The organism is Paenibacillus sp. JCM 10914, assembly GCF_001315105.1.
Lineage (GTDB): Bacteria > Bacillota > Bacilli > Paenibacillales > Paenibacillaceae > Paenibacillus_AQ.
The window spans coordinates 86539-100991 of record NZ_BAZR01000006.1 but is presented as its reverse complement, the minus strand read 5'-3'; the positions used below and the strand labels follow the sequence as shown (position 1 = coordinate 100991).

Annotated in this window: 13 protein-coding genes; 5 read left to right on the top strand and 8 right to left on the bottom strand. The window is 46.8% G+C overall.

What is annotated here, in order from left to right; translation table 11 throughout:
• Nucleotides 1-109: 109 nt before the first annotated feature.
• On the top strand, nucleotides 110-271 hold the full coding sequence (locus JCM10914_RS28835) for a hypothetical protein (protein ID WP_023960337.1): 162 nt from the start codon (nucleotides 110-112) through the stop codon (nucleotides 269-271).
• Here the strand turns inward: JCM10914_RS28835 and JCM10914_RS10160 are convergent.
• Nucleotides 268-1002 carry a glucose 1-dehydrogenase gene (locus JCM10914_RS10160; protein WP_023960335.1) on the bottom strand — a complete coding sequence of 245 codons (735 nt, stop codon included), beginning with the start codon at nucleotides 1000-1002 and terminating at the stop codon, nucleotides 268-270. The two genes, JCM10914_RS28835 and JCM10914_RS10160, sit on opposite strands and share 4 nt — an antisense overlap.
• Nucleotides 1003-1094: 92 nt before the next feature.
• Between JCM10914_RS10160 and JCM10914_RS10155 the strand changes: the two genes are divergently transcribed.
• Nucleotides 1095-1826, top strand: coding sequence for a TetR/AcrR family transcriptional regulator (locus JCM10914_RS10155; RefSeq protein WP_052019703.1), 732 nt, complete (start codon nucleotides 1095-1097; stop codon nucleotides 1824-1826).
• 333 nt (nucleotides 1827-2159) lie between these two features.
• Here the strand turns inward: JCM10914_RS10155 and secA2 are convergent, their stop codons facing one another.
• The 4 genes from secA2 to JCM10914_RS10135 all read right to left on the bottom strand — a co-directional run bounded on the left by secA2 (nucleotide 2160) and on the right by JCM10914_RS10135 (nucleotide 7202).
• Nucleotides 2160-4472 carry an accessory Sec system translocase SecA2 gene (gene secA2 / locus JCM10914_RS10150; protein ID WP_023960331.1) on the bottom strand — a complete coding sequence of 771 codons (2313 nt, stop codon included), beginning with the start codon at nucleotides 4470-4472 and terminating at the stop codon, nucleotides 2160-2162.
• Between the two features lie 39 nt (nucleotides 4473-4511).
• Complete coding sequence (locus tag JCM10914_RS10145) at nucleotides 4512-5246, bottom strand: ABC transporter permease (RefSeq protein WP_023960329.1); 735 nt, start codon at nucleotides 5244-5246, stop codon at nucleotides 4512-4514.
• Entirely contained in the window at nucleotides 5243-6088 is an 846-nt protein-coding gene (locus tag JCM10914_RS10140; protein ID WP_023960327.1) for an ABC transporter ATP-binding protein, read from the bottom strand. The genes JCM10914_RS10145 and JCM10914_RS10140 overlap by 4 nt, the downstream gene beginning before the upstream one ends.
• 178 nt (nucleotides 6089-6266) lie before the next feature.
• A complete protein-coding gene (locus JCM10914_RS10135) occupies nucleotides 6267-7202 on the bottom strand; it encodes a LytTR family transcriptional regulator DNA-binding domain-containing protein (RefSeq protein ID WP_023960325.1) in 936 nt (311 codons plus the stop codon).
• Between the two features lie 269 nt (nucleotides 7203-7471).
• Between JCM10914_RS10135 and JCM10914_RS10130 the strand changes: the two genes are divergently transcribed.
• Complete coding sequence (locus JCM10914_RS10130) at nucleotides 7472-8434, top strand: Ldh family oxidoreductase (RefSeq protein WP_023960323.1); 963 nt, start codon at nucleotides 7472-7474, stop codon at nucleotides 8432-8434.
• Nucleotides 8435-8650: 216 nt separating this feature from the next.
• On the opposite strand, the gene JCM10914_RS10125 is transcribed toward JCM10914_RS10130, so the two are convergent.
• The 3 genes from JCM10914_RS10125 to JCM10914_RS10115 are packed head-to-tail and all read right to left on the bottom strand — an operon-like array spanning nucleotide 8651 to nucleotide 11489.
• Nucleotides 8651-9961: an NtaA/DmoA family FMN-dependent monooxygenase gene (locus JCM10914_RS10125; protein ID WP_023960320.1), complete on the bottom strand. Its 1311-nt coding sequence runs from the start codon at nucleotides 9959-9961 to the stop codon at nucleotides 8651-8653.
• 31 nt (nucleotides 9962-9992) lie between these two features.
• Nucleotides 9993-11012 carry an LLM class flavin-dependent oxidoreductase gene (locus JCM10914_RS10120; RefSeq protein WP_036717657.1) on the bottom strand — a complete coding sequence of 340 codons (1020 nt, stop codon included), beginning with the start codon at nucleotides 11010-11012 and terminating at the stop codon, nucleotides 9993-9995.
• Nucleotides 11013-11072: 60 nt separating this feature from the next.
• Nucleotides 11073-11489 (bottom strand): MarR family winged helix-turn-helix transcriptional regulator, encoded by a 417-nt coding sequence (locus JCM10914_RS10115; protein ID WP_023960316.1) that lies wholly within the window; start codon nucleotides 11487-11489, stop codon nucleotides 11073-11075.
• A gap of 480 nt (nucleotides 11490-11969) precedes the next feature.
• On the opposite strand from JCM10914_RS10115, the gene JCM10914_RS10110 reads away from it, so the two are divergent.
• Together JCM10914_RS10110 and JCM10914_RS10105 are read left to right on the top strand one after the other, a co-directional pair.
• Nucleotides 11970-12872 carry a glycine betaine ABC transporter substrate-binding protein gene (locus tag JCM10914_RS10110; RefSeq protein WP_023960314.1) on the top strand — a complete coding sequence of 301 codons (903 nt, stop codon included), beginning with the start codon at nucleotides 11970-11972 and terminating at the stop codon, nucleotides 12870-12872.
• Between the two features lie 119 nt (nucleotides 12873-12991).
• Nucleotides 12992-14452, top strand: coding sequence for an aromatic amino acid lyase (locus JCM10914_RS10105; protein ID WP_023960312.1), 1461 nt, complete (start codon nucleotides 12992-12994; stop codon nucleotides 14450-14452).
• Nucleotide 14453: the final 1 nt, after the last annotated feature.

Here is a 14453-nt window from a genome sequence, read left to right as displayed (position 1 = left end):
AGATCATGAACGTAATGTCTCATGGTTGAACTAGAACGGTGCTATATGACAACGACTACTTGATGACGTTCTTCACGCAGGCTGAAACGTACGACGAGGTGGTGGAACTATGGCTGAAAGAGAACGCGGAGAGAAACAGAACATCTGGAAAATAGCGGATTGTGTTGCACTACCGACTGACGCGGTGAAAACGCGCGGCTTTATACAAATGATGATCGGAGAGGCATCGAAACGGTGCCTCTCCGATCATCATTTGCATATCGATTACTAAACGAGAAAGCCGCCATCGACGACAAAGTCCGCGCCCGTGGAGTAGCTCGAGTCATCGGAAGCCAAGTAGACAACCAAATTGGCCACCTCTTCCGGCTTGCCGAGACGCTGCATCGGGATGCCCTTCACGATTTCGGACACTCTGTCTGCTTCCGGATCGTCTACCATCGGCGTCTGAATGACCCCGGGCATGATCGTGTTCACACGAATGTTGTATGGAGTGAATTCAAGCGCGGCAACCTTGCTCATGCCCCGAATGGCGAATTTAGTCGCTCCGTATGCGACGTTGCCCGGGATGCCTTTATCTCCCGCTGCGGATGAAACGTTGATGATTGAACCGACACCCGCACGGCGCATGGACGGCAACACCGACTTCATGCCCAAGAAGACACTCGCCTGATTGATGTTGATGACTCGTTGGTATTCTTCGAACGTCGTGTCCTTAATTTCCTTCAAGAAAGCGATTCCCGCGTTGTTTACCAGTACGTTCACCGGGCCGAAAGCGGTCTCTGCCTGCGCGACAACGCGTTCCCAGTCCGCAGGATTGGAGACGTCATGCTGGATGAAGAGCGCCCGCTCACCCAGTTCCTTCGCCAACGCCTCACCAAGCTCGACCTGAATATCCGTTAAGGCGACCTTGGCGCCTTCCTCAACCAAAGCACGCACATGAGCTGCCCCTTGTCCGCGCGAGGCTCCCGTTACGATAGCTACCTTACCTGTCAATTTTCCCATTGTGAATGCCCTCCTCGCGTATGGATGAAAACGTTTTATTTCCATTCAGAATTTATTATAGCAATCCCGTCGTAAGAAGAGCAAACAACAAAATGTCGATAATGTTGCCTATGCACCACTATCAAATATCTGTATCTCTTCTCTCAAATGGTACATGGTTAACGACACCTGTTGTGTATGTCCTCTACAGTCCTTATAATAAAAATACGGAGGTGATCGACCTGACCCGAGCTTTCAATTCCGCAGATCCTCGCGTCGTTCGCACGAGACAACTCATACTGGATGCGTTCATCTTCCTGCTCAACAAACGCGACTTCAAAGATATCACCGTCAGCGATATTGCAAAGAAGGCGACCGTGAACCGGGCTACCTTCTATAAACACTTTACCGACAAATACGCACTCCTGGAAACGCTGCTTTCCGACACTTTTATGGAATATATCCATAATCGAATTCAAGGGGACTACGTCTTCTCCGATAAAACGCTCAAGTGCGTCGTTCTTGCCCTATGCGATTACCACGCGAACTCCAGCAGTCAGATCGCAAGGCATTACGAATCAGCGGCCCCTGTCGTTGAAGCGAAGATTAAGCTGATGCTTGAGCAAATCTTGTCGAAACTGCTCTGCCAAGACCATCCTGTTCAGGATCCGACGAACCATCTGGTCATCACGATGATTAGTTGGGCCTTTTACGGTATCACCTATCGGTGGAATAGCCAAGGGCGGCGGGAGTCCCCGGTAGAATTAGCAGACCGCGCCATTCCCATTATCTTCTCCGAAGGCGCCCAAATGATGAATCAAACGCTTAATCGTGAGTTATCGTGAAGCCACTTACTGAAGCTTCCGTCAATCGAGGAACCATTAATCATTGAATTCTACTTCTGCTCTCGTATAATCGGCAAAATGGCTTTCGTCTATACATTACTCCGAAGAAATTCGTGACCACTTCATTTTGAAAATCATGGATACATCTATCCTCAATAGAAGCGACGTTGGCATAGCCTGCACATTATGAACTAGGAACATCGATTCTGCCAAGCTTGATAAAATAAGAGCGCACCAAATATGGATGCGCTCTATACCTTCAATAAATAATACCAGTCCTCGAGGAATCCAAAAAACTCATCAGTTGCTTGACGCCTCGCTATCAATTTCATTTTAACATTCGTCCCGATCAAAATTTTCCCACCCGAATACCGGACTCAGAAACTTGCGAAGGTAATAAGCCAATACGGTCAACACGGTCCATGAGCTGCGCTTATTCTGGATGTATTGATCGTTGATTATATAAGTCCGAGTGGAAGTAGGGCTCTTCAGACCGAACTTTTCCCACATCGCCGGATCATTTGAACCTTCGAGCCTTAGCAGCATATTCGCCGACTCCCTATTTATTTTAGCGGAAATCTGCTCGTAAGCTTGGGTGATTTGCACATGGAATTCGTCGATCGGATTGCGGCTAGCTAGGCTCTCCAAGTGGATGCCTTCGCGAAGATAAGAGACGTATGCCAGATGGTCAGCCCAGAACTGGTCGATATAATAAAGCCGTACCCGCTGCTCTGCAGGGCTCAACAGCTTCTCGCCTTTCAAAATTCCCAGCCGCTCTTCGTATAGAATTCGCCTCTGATCCTCCACCATATCCGAATAACCGTTCAGTTCCTGGCGGATATCGAAGTTTTGGCCCATCATAATGCGCTGAATTTGCTCGATTTTGCCCCGGAACACCGAATCTTCGAGAGCCTCATCCTGCCGTAAATTGCGAATCGCTTTATGGATGCCAAACCGAAGCATCAACTCGTCCTCCAAGCTTACAAAAAATACAGAAGATCCCGGGTCGCCTTGGCGACCCGAACGCCCGCGTAGTTGGTCGTCGATCCGCACGCTTTCGTTCACATGCGTACCGATTACGTACAATCCGCCCAGCTTGGCGACAACTTCTGCTTGCATAGGATTGCCGCTGCCGAGCCGAATGTCGACGCCGCGTCCCGCCATATTCGTAGACACCGTCACAGCGCCGATTTCTCCCGCTTTGGCGATGATGTCGGCTTCTTCCGCATCGTTTTTCGCATTTAGAACATGGCAAGGTACTTCGGCAACCGCTAGCGCCTCCGCCAGCATGTTAGACTCACCGACGCTTGACGTACCAATGAGAATCGGACGTCCGGTCGCATGGACAGATGAGATTTCTTCTACAAGTGCCTTGAGCTTGGCTTCTTTATGGGTGTAAATCCGGTGCGGATGGTCAATCCGTATGTTTGGCCGGTTCGGTGGAATTTGCACAACCTGCAGCACATAAATATGTTCGAAATCCATTGCGGAAGCCTGAGCGGTAGCCGTCATTCCGCAAATCTTCGGATACAGGCTAATGAAGTGTTGCAGGGTAATCGTCCCCAAGATTTTCCCGCCAGCTAAAGACTGTAGCCCTTCTTTAGCCGCAAGCGCAGCTTGCAGCCCGTCAGGCAAATGCCTGTTCTCCGCCACACGGCCGGTATATTCGTCGATCAACTCGATATTACCGTCTCGGACAATGTAATCGACGTCTTTTTTCAATAACAATTCCGCATGCAGCGCGCAATTTAACGACATTAGCAAATGACCATTATGGCTTTCGTACAAATTACCGCATCCCAGCAGCGATTCCACTTTCGCAGCACCTGCTTCATTTAAGTAAACGTTCCGCTGGAACTCGTCGAAGTCGTAATGCTCTACTTGTTGTAGCTGTCGAACCATTTCTGCGAAACGAATGCCATTATTCCCATTGTTGTCTTCGTCGTTACCGAAAGGGCCCGATTCGCCGGCGATGACTAGCGGCACCCGCGCTTCGTCGAGAAGCAGCGAATCCGCTTCGTCGACGATGACGAAGTGGAAAGGACGATGGACCGTATCGGCTTCATCTAGAGCGATCGTGTCGCGCAAATAATCAAACCCTGCCTCTTTGACCGTAACATAGGTTATATCCGCGGCGTACGCTTCCCGTTTCTCTAACAGGCTCATCCCCGCTTGAACCGAGTTTACCGTTAGCCCGAGGAAACGATAGATCGGGCCCATCCACTCGGCATCTCGATTAGCCAAATAATCGTTAAAAGTCAGCACATGAACGCCTTCGCCGGTCAGCCCATTGAGATAAGCAGGCATTACAGCAGAGAGTGTTTTTCCTTCACCGGTATGCTGCTCAATCAAAGATCTCTCGTGCAAACCGATGGCAGCCATGATCTGGACATCGTAAGGCTGTAATCCGAGCTTTCTCTTTGCTGCCTCGCAGACTAACGCATAAGCATCGACAAGCAGTTCATCCAAAGGCGTACCCGCTTTTGCTTCCTCCCTCAGCCGGAGAGATTCCGCTTGCAGCCGCTGGTCGTCCCATGCTTCCAAATTCCGTTTCCGGATGAGTTCCACTTTGTCCCGATAGCCTTTCAGCTTATGCTGGTTGTCGCGGTCTTTGAATTCTCGCATCAACTTAACAGCTAGATTCATCGGAATTTGATCCCTCCTCGGTAGAAATACGCGATTTTATTACTCATCTTTTAACCGTCGTTGATACAAAGCAACAGATACAATCGTAAATACAATCGTCCATACCAAAATAATGAGGAGAGGTTTTAATAAATCCCCCATCGTAAAGCCTATAGTGGGTACACCTAGCAAATGTACAAGTTGACTGCTTGGCGCATACTCCATAACTTTTAAAATGGGATAATCCTTCACTAGAAACGCTCCCCATGGTGCCGCAGTGAATACGAACGCCACAGGAAGTATAGATAACGATGCTTCAAGCAACGTCTTGGAGAACAAACCGCATATCGTCCCGGCTGCTATGTATATAATAATCGAAAGAATGATTGCTGCCGCAAACGCCCATGTACTAGCTGGCTCGTAGCCCATTATATACGTCGCAATAGCCAGAACAACCGCAGACATTACAAAGACTAAAGTGCTTTTACCGACTAAAACATCCATAGTCGTGGCCGGAGTCATCATTAATGTCCGTAAAGTGTTACGCTCCTTTTCTTCCGCAAACAAGCTTACTTGTACTAAACACGTTAGTAACACAAATGAAGTATTAAGAACAAGCCCGAAAGCGAAAGCGCCATTCGCAGATGGGCCTATACCCAAAGACGGGCCTGCACCCCGAAAAAGAAGTGCTAATATAATTGGGAAAATCAAACTAATGGAGATTGCGTAATTGCGTGAAAACTCTTTGTAATCCTTCACAAATATCGCCCCGGCACGTTTTAATGAGATACTCATAGTAACTCACTTCCTGTCATTTTAATGAAAATATCACCTAGACTTGGCTCTTTCGTCTCTAATCGATCAATCAACCCTCGTTTCATCCAATCGGCGATTTGATCAGCCGTTACCTCATCGATCGGAAGCTCGTGGGCTTCCCCATTAATTAAGTCCACACAAACTACGTTTTCACGATGCTGTCTTTTAAGCTCCTTTGGTGAGCCGATGGTTTGAACTTGCCCTTGGTACAAAATCGCTATACGGTTACACATCAATTCTGCTTCAGCCATATCATGCGTAGTTAAAAAAATCGTCGTCCCTTTCTCATTTAAGTAGCGTAACCCTTTATAAATATGTGCTGAGTTTACTGGATCTAAAGCCGAGGTAGGCTCATCCAAAAATAATAATTCCGGCTCATGGATCATCGCGCATGCGAGCAGAACACGCTGACGCATCCCTTTCGATAAGCGATTGACTTTCTTCTTGCGCTCTCCGCTTAAGTTTACAAACTGCAGCACCTTATCGATCGAAGATCTGGGAAGATCATATAACTTACGATACAGCTTCAAATTTTCCTCTATCGTTAATCTCTCATATAGGCCGCTGTTATCCGTCAAAATGCCAAAGCGCATCTTCTGTGCAGACTGATGCATCATCTCTGCCGGCTGGTTAAATACACTTGCCTGTCCGCTTGTCGGATTTAATTGGGCAGTTAAAAGCTTTATTAATGTCGTTTTTCCTGAACCGCTCGGACCTAAGAAACCAAAAATTTCTCCTTTCGGAATTGAAAATGACACATCTGCTAATGCATCTTTATTTCCAAATCTCTTGCGAATATGTTCGACTTGGATAACATCCATTAATACCACTTCCTTAGCGTTGATGGCTTAAATATATAAAGATTGCATGCTTCCAGCCATCAAAACCCGCCGAAATGTAGCGATTATCGCCTGAATGGTACCATTAAATGCTTGATTGGTTCGACATTACCCCTGAAATGGCATATGCTTACGAAGTTATGTTTGCTTCGCAAACATTTTAAATGTTAAGAAGTGCTTTTAATTCATGCAATTTTGAACGGGATAACGGAACCACGGCATCTTTACCTGTATGTAAGCGCAAGCTGTAGCTATTCTTCGTCCATGTAATAATCTCTCTTACTTTTTGCAGATTAACGATATAAGATCGATGGCACCTAAAAAAACCGAAATTTAACAATCTCTGCTCGAGCTCGGTTAGCGTCAAAGCACAGTTATAATTTTCTCCATCCACATGAACAAGAATCGAACCATCTATACTTTCTATAAAGTCGATTTCAGGCGGATTAAATAAAATCACTTTGTCCTTTCTTTTGGTAGATATCTTCTGTAAGGTTATATTGGCCTCATCTTGTTCCTGCACTTCCTGCTTATCCTCTTCTGAGTCCTGAATATCCAATGGATGAAATCCGAGCTCGTTCAATCGATAAATGGCATCACAGGAAATCATGGCATCCTCTAAATTCGACGTTAAAATTAAAATCTGCTTTTCTTTCGAAAGGTCATCTAGAATCCGTTTAAATTGACGCCGATCTTGCTCTTCTAAGTAAAAATAGGGTTCCTCGAGTACAAGTGTAGGCTGATGCGCAAAAAAGACACGCAGCAATGTCACATACATCCTTTTCGATGGGCTTAGATTCTTGATTTTTACCTTCCGTTCTTCTTTTAAAGAAAAATAATCCAGTAACAAAGCGGTACGCTCATTCCTCTCCGTTACTTGGATTAGAAAAGTGATCAGCTCTTCCACCGTTAAATGTATATACTCGTTTTGCCCAGCTCGAAATAAATAATATCGAGAATGATCAACTAATTGGTTCATTAAAAGCTGCTTTCGCTTCAAGTCCGTTATAATGCCAATCGGTTGGTTCGATGTCATATTGAATTCGATCTTCGGTAGAAATAATTCCCCATCCTCATACATTGGTTGAAATTGCATGCCGTCCTCCTGGTCAATGCCGCTATAGGATATATATAACAATTATAAAGTTAGGATACTTTTTTGTCAGTTTCTACTGTAACTTTGACCACATGCTTGTCTGGGCTAACATATTTCCATGATATAATTATGAAAAACTTGTATTCATATGGAAAAAAGAAATTTCAGTCGGGAGTGTGATGAATTGCTGAGAGGAAACAAGAAAGCACTTAATAACTCGGTAGCTGCTTTATTCCCCACCACTGAACAACATGATAGTAGAGTGACCCATGCGATACGATCTTAAGAGCGCAAGAGAGTTCGCTATTCGCGTGTGTGTTGCTTCTGGTGCGAGCAAAGCAGTAGCAATCTCTCTCGCTGAGGCAACTGTCGCTGCGGAATGTTCCGGTCGGAATTCGGTTGGATTTGCTCATCTTCCTGACTATCTGGACGGATTTTTGGATGGTCGCATTGCTAGCACAGAAGAGCCTGTGCTCTTCTTTCCAGCCCCAGCTCTCATTCAGGTCGATGCCAAGGGTGGGATCGCCCAACTTGGTTTTGATCGTGCATTCGAGGAATTGCAAACACGGGCAAGCACTTATGGTGTAACCGTATTTGCGTTAAAGAACAGTTATACGGCTGGAGAGTTGGGCTACTATGTAAGGCGGCTCGCCCATAAAGGATTGGTAGCGTTGGCTGCAACCAATGGATCTGCCTTAATGGCTGCGGGACATAGCAGCGAGGCTGTTTATGGTACCAATCCTCTCTCATTCGCTGCGCCTGTCGACAATAGGGCTCCCTTGGTTATCGATCAGGCGTCCAGTGCCACAGCGTTTGTCAACATACGACAAGCGGCAGAGCGCGGTGAGATGATCCCTGAAGGCTGGGCCATCGATGAGAATGGACAAAGTACTATGGATTCGCGTGAAGCGATCAAGGGGGCTTTACTTGCTTTTGGGGGTGCGCGTGGTGCCAATATCGCACTCATGGTTGAAATACTCGCCGCAGGTACGACAGGCGCGAACTGGTCACTTGATGCTCCATCCTTTGAGGAAGGGAGCCACTCGCCTGGTGTAGGCTTGTTCATTGTTGCCATAAACCCCGAACTGCTTGCTCCAGATTTTTCGGCTCGTATAGCGGATCAGATCGAACGGTTGTCCTCCAAAGGTATTCACGTCCCCGGAGGTAGCTTTGTTAAGGAAGAAATAGATCTTCCATCTTCTCTTGTTGCAACTCTTGAGAAATATTGTTAGCACTAACGATTATTAAAGCTGTCTGAACATGAAGCCGATGAATAGAAAAATCGATGAAGGAAATACATTAGACCATGAATTCATGGCCTAATATAATCACCAATGTCTGTAACGGCAAGTTTTAGGGCCATCCTGCAAAGGATGGCCCATCTTTGATTAAACTTACATTTCCCGTTAGTGATAAACGTGCGTACAGCATCTCGAGTTCACGCATATTCAACGTCCATATTTGTACGGGACACCCATGTGCTCGCGTAATGTCGCTCCTTCGTATTCTTGATGGAACAACCCCCGCTTCTGCAGAATGGGCACCACTTCATCCACGAATACGGCTACACCGTCAAAGCTAATGTCCGGTTGAATGGCAAAGCCATCGCAAGCTTCAGCCAAAAACCATTCCTCCATAAAATCCGCAACCTGTTCCGGCGTGCCGGTAATAACGGGATGATAATTGATTACGCCATGCGCCAATATATCGCGGACAGTCAGACCTTTTAATGCAAGTTGCAGCACCCTTTCCGAACGGGGGTCCTGTGTCATATGAGCATGGCGCAGCAGTTCTCCGGGTATGGGCTGGTCGATGTCTCTGTAGGATAGTGGAATGCCGATCATAGCGCCTAAATAAGATACTCTTCCTTCCAAATCGGCGAGATATTGATCCAGCTGCTTACGGCGGTTCAATGCTTCCCGCTCCGTTGATGCGATCGACGGAATCAAGCCGGGAAGGATCTTAATATCGTCAGGATTGCGCCCAAACCGCTGCGCTCTGCTTCGCACCATTTGCCTATAGGCTTTAGCGCCAGGAATATCGTAAGGATTAGCGTATACGCCTGATGCATATTTTCCTGCAAGATCCAGGCCCTCGTTGCCGCCGCCGGCCTGAAAAATAACGGGCTGCCCTTGTTCAGACGGAGGGATCGGCAGTGGGCCCCGCGATGACAAATACTTCCCGCTAAGGTGGATTGGCTTGATCTTATCCATATTGGCAAAGATGCCGGTTGTCTGATCTAAAACGAGCGCATCTTCTCCCCAGCTTCCCCATAGTGCTTCCACAAGCTGAATAAACTCGTGAGCGCGCTCATACCTTTCCCGGCGGTCCGGCACCTCTTCTCCAAAGTTCAATGCCGCCAGGGCAGTGGAGGTTGTTACGGCATTCCAGCCTGCCCGGCCATGGCTCAATATATCCAGCGCTTTTAATTGACGTGCGACATTATAAGGATGGTTAAATGTTGTGGATACGGTAGCCACAAGCCCAATCCGTTCCGTAGCACGTGCTATGGCAGTCAGTGCCAACAGAGGTTCCAACGGATAAGTCGGCGGCTGAAAGCTTATATCCGCGTTGAGAACGGGGGCATCTGCAATAAAGACCATCTGGATTTTTCCTCGTTCGGCTATTCTAGCAAATTCAACATACAGATCCATATCAGTCAGCGCTGCCGGGTCAGCTCCCGGCATTCTCCACGCTCCTTGATCCAGACCATATCCAGCGCCCATTTGCATAACCAGTTGCATTTGTCTATTATTCATAAGCTCTCCTTTTTCCTAATTTATCTCTTCATTAATGCAGAAATTCAGAAGCCAACAATTGATAGGCCTTATGACGGGCCGCCTGATCCGTATAGTATTCCAGCAGCATGAATTCATCTACCATTGCTTGTTCTGCCAATGTTTCCAACCGCTGCTTCACGCTGTTTATGCCTCCGATGATAAACTTGTCTTTATTTTGGGCTCTAGCCGCCGCTTCGGCAGGCGTGTAATGATGCTGGCTCGCTTCTTCCAGCGTGGGGAAGGTCGAGCCCAGGTTGCCGGTATTCAACCTTGCCCAGAATAACTCAACGGGACCTGCCAAGTATTGCGCCTCTTCATCTGTCTCGGCCGTTATCAATATCGTGGAAAAAATGCTTTTGGGCTCAGAAGAATGCCGCGAAGGCTTGAAATTTTCTTTATAGGCTCGAAGCATAGGAACAGCCAGATGCGGCGCCAAATGGGAAGCGAACACAAAACCGAGCCCCTTCTCCATTGCGAATTGCACACCTCCGTTACTAGACCCGAGCATATAGATATCCGGTATACTCGTGATGCCTGGGAACGGTATGATGCGGCTGTAAGGATGATCGGCAGGAAAGTCCTTCGAGAAAAAGCCAAGCATTTCATTCAATTGTTCAGGAAAGTCATACGAAGTAACAGCCTCCCGCGAACGCCTTAGCGCATAAGCGGTGAGTCCGTCGGTTCCCGGAGCTCTTCCTATGCCAAGGTCCAGCCGGCCCGGATACATGGCTTCCAGCGTCAAAAAGTTCTCTGCGACCCGTAAAGGACTATGATTCGGCAGCATAATGCCGCCTGAACCTACGCGTATATTTTTCGTATTCGCCGCTGCGTGGACGCTCATTAATTCTGGAGACGTACTCACTTGAAAGGGCGTGTTGTGATGCTCGGCAAACCAGTATCGGGTATATCCCAAGTCATCCGCCAGCTTGGCAAGTGATATAGAATCCTGCATGGTTTCAGAGGCGGTCTTCCCGTTCATGATGGTGCCGATATCCAAAATGGACAATTTAATAGTATTGGAACTTTTCATTAGCATAATTTCCCTCCTCCATATATTTAGCCTGCTAAATATTAAGTTAAAAAAGGGGAATCACGAAAGATTCTCCTCGATCTGACTCAACAGCCTGCTGAGCAACAAACGGTCCTCCAGTGAAAAGCCACGCAATAATTTGTCTTGCTCGCTTCTCCAGATTCTCCGTATAGGCTCTTGAATTTCTTTACCCTGCGCGGTTAAATAAACCCTGCTTACTCTGGCATCCGCTGGATCGCGCTGCCTGTACACATAGTTGTTTCTCTCTAAAGTGTTCAGCATGTTGGTAACCGTTGAAGGCTCACATTTCAAGTGTTCGCAAAGCTGCAATTGTGTGACACCTTCTCCCTTCCATAGACGGCACAGTAGATTATCCTGACCTACGTGCAGATTAAATTCTCTAAGCGCATTGGAGTAATCTCTGCGCATTCGCGCCGCAATTTTATCCAGTGATTCTCTAATCTCATCCTCAATCATTTAAATCGCCACCTCGCAATTAATTAGCCTGCTAAGTAATGGGATTGTAACATATTAACATGCCGTGAAACAAGCCGCCAACATGTGTTACGGTACAGGACGAAAGTGACGAACTTGATGCCCTCCAGGCAGCTCAATGAGTTATTTTTAGAGTGTGTCTAACAATGGGGGTGCAGTTCAATGTGGTCGGCTCTTCGCCCTACTTATGATAAGGTTCACCATATCACCAGAAGAACCACCGTACAGCTGGAGACTATTTCTTAATATGTTAAACTTTAAAACCAAGTATACAAATTGGATTGACATGAATTAAGCAAGGTGATATTATTCCTTTATTAAATTTAATAACTGTTTATCATTAAATGATAATAAAGGAGTGAATCTGCTGTAACTTTATGAAAGGCAGAATGAAACTTACTAGAGAAACGTTTGATAACCGCACTTTTAGAAATGGAAATGTAACTTTGGGGAGGATGGAAGATGAAAAAGAAAATAACGGGTGTACTATTGCTCACATTGATGATTGCCTTAACGAGTGTTCTCGCAGGCTGCGGAGACGGCTCATCCAAGCAAAAGATTGCGGTCGGTTCCAAGAACTTTACCGAATCACTCCTGCTGGGTGAAATGTTTGCGTTGGCACTTGAAGATGCCGGTCATAAAGTTGACCGCAAGCTTAACCTAGGCGGTACGCTGATCGCCCATGAGGCACTGAAAAAAGGCGAAATCGACGTTTACCCGGAGTATACAGGCACGGGGCTGCTTAACATTTTGAATGAAGAGCCACTCCCAGACCCTAAGCAAGTGTTTGATCTCGTATCCGACTACTACAAGAAAGAGTTCGACTTGGTTTGGCTGGACCCTTCCCAAGCTAATAACACGCAAGCACTGGCGATATCGCGTTCAGCTTCGGAGAAATACGGCATTACTACGATTTCTGAATTGCAGGAGAAAGCGGGCGAAATTGACTTTGCTGCTGTCCCTGAGTTTGAGGAGCGCGAGGATGGACTACTTGGACTTAACCGGGTTTACGGTGATTTCAAATTCAAAAGCTTGAAACTTTTCGACTATGGTGTTAAGTATCGCGTAGTTCTGAATGACGAAGCGCAAGTTACGGTGGCTTTTGGAACAGACGGAGAATTACTTAACCCTGATTTGATCGTGCTGAAAGACGACAAGCAATTATGGCCTCCATACAATGTAGCACCGGTCATTCGTCAATCGGTATTGGATGATAATAAGGAGATCGGCACAATCCTTAATGCAATCACAGCGAAACTGGATGATAAAACGCTGCAAGAGCTGAATGCCGAAGTGGATATTAATAAAAAGGAATATCAAGACGTAGCCAAGCAATATCTGAAAGATGAAGGACTAATCAAATAAATACATCCGAACACCATCCAAAATCAGGATGGTGTTCTGTAGCATCTGTACGACTCCATCCATAAAAGGGGCCGTGTTGTAAAAGTATTTAAATGACTAATATGACTAGGAGTATACCTATGAATGACCCGTTCGTTTTAGATGGATCCAGTTTAGATTTGGAACATATGGAAGCAATATCGGCAGGGGTATGGATGCCGGTGCGCATTGTCAAGCCGAGTTGTCCAACAGCAAATTGTTCGGTTGAACAGTTGGAATCAGAGCAAGACCCGCTTGGACAGCAGGAAGAGAGCTTATTAGATTCTTATAGAGACTATGTTCAATATGAGGGTGAGCGATGGCCAAGCGAGATCGGTCTGCTCAGCCTCTATCTCCTTTTGAATCATGCTCTCAAACATGATGACCGGTTGAGCGACGGATTCGTGGAAAGAGTTTTCTTTTTTGTGAACAATCGAATCGAGCCTTGCCTGAATCAAGCCAACATGACCGAGATGTCGGCCATGAGCGAACTTATGCTAATACTATATGGGGAAGAAGAACTGATCTGTCGTCATCAGGAGCAATTCAAAACCATTGGAACCTTGTTTCAAGAGATCGGCCTGAACAAGCTCCGATTGTCTAAGGAAGATATGGCATTTATGACGAGTCATTGCTGTGTTTCTACGGCTATGGCTATATACGTGGCCACCGAAGCATCAAGGCTTACGAAGACAGCCGATATTTGCGTGGCCATGCAGCTTGAAGCGATACGCGGGGAAACGGGTGCTTTCGACCGGCGGCTGCATGAGCTTGGCAGGCCGTATGCGAGCCAAATCGAAGTGGCGGAGAATATAAGAAGAATAATCGGGGATAGTGAATTCACGACCGAAAGGGGTCGGGAGGCATACGGCGGCGACAATGGGCCACGTTGTCAAGACGCCATCAGTATCCGGGCAGTGCCACAGACGCATGGGGGCGTAAGAGATACCGTAAAGTGGCTAAAAGAGCAGCTGAGTCATGAGATCAATACGATTTCCGGGCCAGTAAACCCCTTGCTAGGGTACTTATTGGATATGCTTACCGTCGGCCTGATTGATTTAGGCAATATCAGCGAAAGAAGAAGCTTCAGGCTTTTGGACAGTAAAATGTCGTATGGACTCCCGATGAATCTGGTTGGCGTAAACCCCGGTTTTAATCACGGGTTCCCCGTCATCCAAGCCTCTGCCGCCGGGATACTGGGAGAAATGAAATTACTCGCCGTTCCAGGCAACGCTTTTGCCAAGTTTGATCCCATCACGAAAAAATATGTGTGCGCCACTTTCCATTCTGTATTGAAAGCTATTCAAGCGATTTCGTTGCTTAACAAGATTTTGGGAATCGAAATATACATGGCTGCACAGGGAATGGATTTGGTTAAGGCCAAGCTGCCTGATTTCGAGTTTGGAGCAGGTTCGAAAGAAGCGCTCCGTGTTTTCAGAGATTATGTCCGCACCGTACATACAAACCGCTTTGCATCGCCGGATATGGTTGCTGCCGAGAATGCCGTCGCAGATGGCGTTGTGCTGGACGCTGTGGAAATCACAATTGGAAATTTAAGGTGAG

What these genes read in the sequence shown, in the direction of transcription:
- JCM10914_RS28835 (WP_023960337.1), top strand. Translation starts at nt 110, where the DNA reads ATGGCTGAAAGAGAACGCGGAGAGAAACAGAACATCTGGAAAATAGCG.
- JCM10914_RS10160 (WP_023960335.1), bottom strand. Translation starts at nt 1,002, where the DNA reads ATGGGAAAATTGACAGGTAAGGTAGCTATCGTAACGGGAGCCTCGCGC.
- JCM10914_RS10155 (WP_052019703.1), top strand. Translation starts at nt 1,095, where the DNA reads ATGTCGATAATGTTGCCTATGCACCACTATCAAATATCTGTATCTCTT.
- secA2 (WP_023960331.1), bottom strand. Translation starts at nt 4,472, where the DNA reads ATGAATCTAGCTGTTAAGTTGATGCGAGAATTCAAAGACCGCGACAAC.
- JCM10914_RS10145 (WP_023960329.1), bottom strand. Translation starts at nt 5,246, where the DNA reads ATGAGTATCTCATTAAAACGTGCCGGGGCGATATTTGTGAAGGATTAC.
- JCM10914_RS10140 (WP_023960327.1), bottom strand. Translation starts at nt 6,088, where the DNA reads ATGGATGTTATCCAAGTCGAACATATTCGCAAGAGATTTGGAAATAAA.
- JCM10914_RS10135 (WP_023960325.1), bottom strand. Translation starts at nt 7,202, where the DNA reads ATGCAATTTCAACCAATGTATGAGGATGGGGAATTATTTCTACCGAAG.
- JCM10914_RS10130 (WP_023960323.1), top strand. Translation starts at nt 7,472, where the DNA reads ATGCGATACGATCTTAAGAGCGCAAGAGAGTTCGCTATTCGCGTGTGT.
- JCM10914_RS10125 (WP_023960320.1), bottom strand. Translation starts at nt 9,961, where the DNA reads ATGAATAATAGACAAATGCAACTGGTTATGCAAATGGGCGCTGGATAT.
- JCM10914_RS10120 (WP_036717657.1), bottom strand. Translation starts at nt 11,012, where the DNA reads ATGAAAAGTTCCAATACTATTAAATTGTCCATTTTGGATATCGGCACC.
- JCM10914_RS10115 (WP_023960316.1), bottom strand. Translation starts at nt 11,489, where the DNA reads ATGATTGAGGATGAGATTAGAGAATCACTGGATAAAATTGCGGCGCGA.
- JCM10914_RS10110 (WP_023960314.1), top strand. Translation starts at nt 11,970, where the DNA reads ATGAAAAAGAAAATAACGGGTGTACTATTGCTCACATTGATGATTGCC.
- JCM10914_RS10105 (WP_023960312.1), top strand. Translation starts at nt 12,992, where the DNA reads ATGAATGACCCGTTCGTTTTAGATGGATCCAGTTTAGATTTGGAACAT.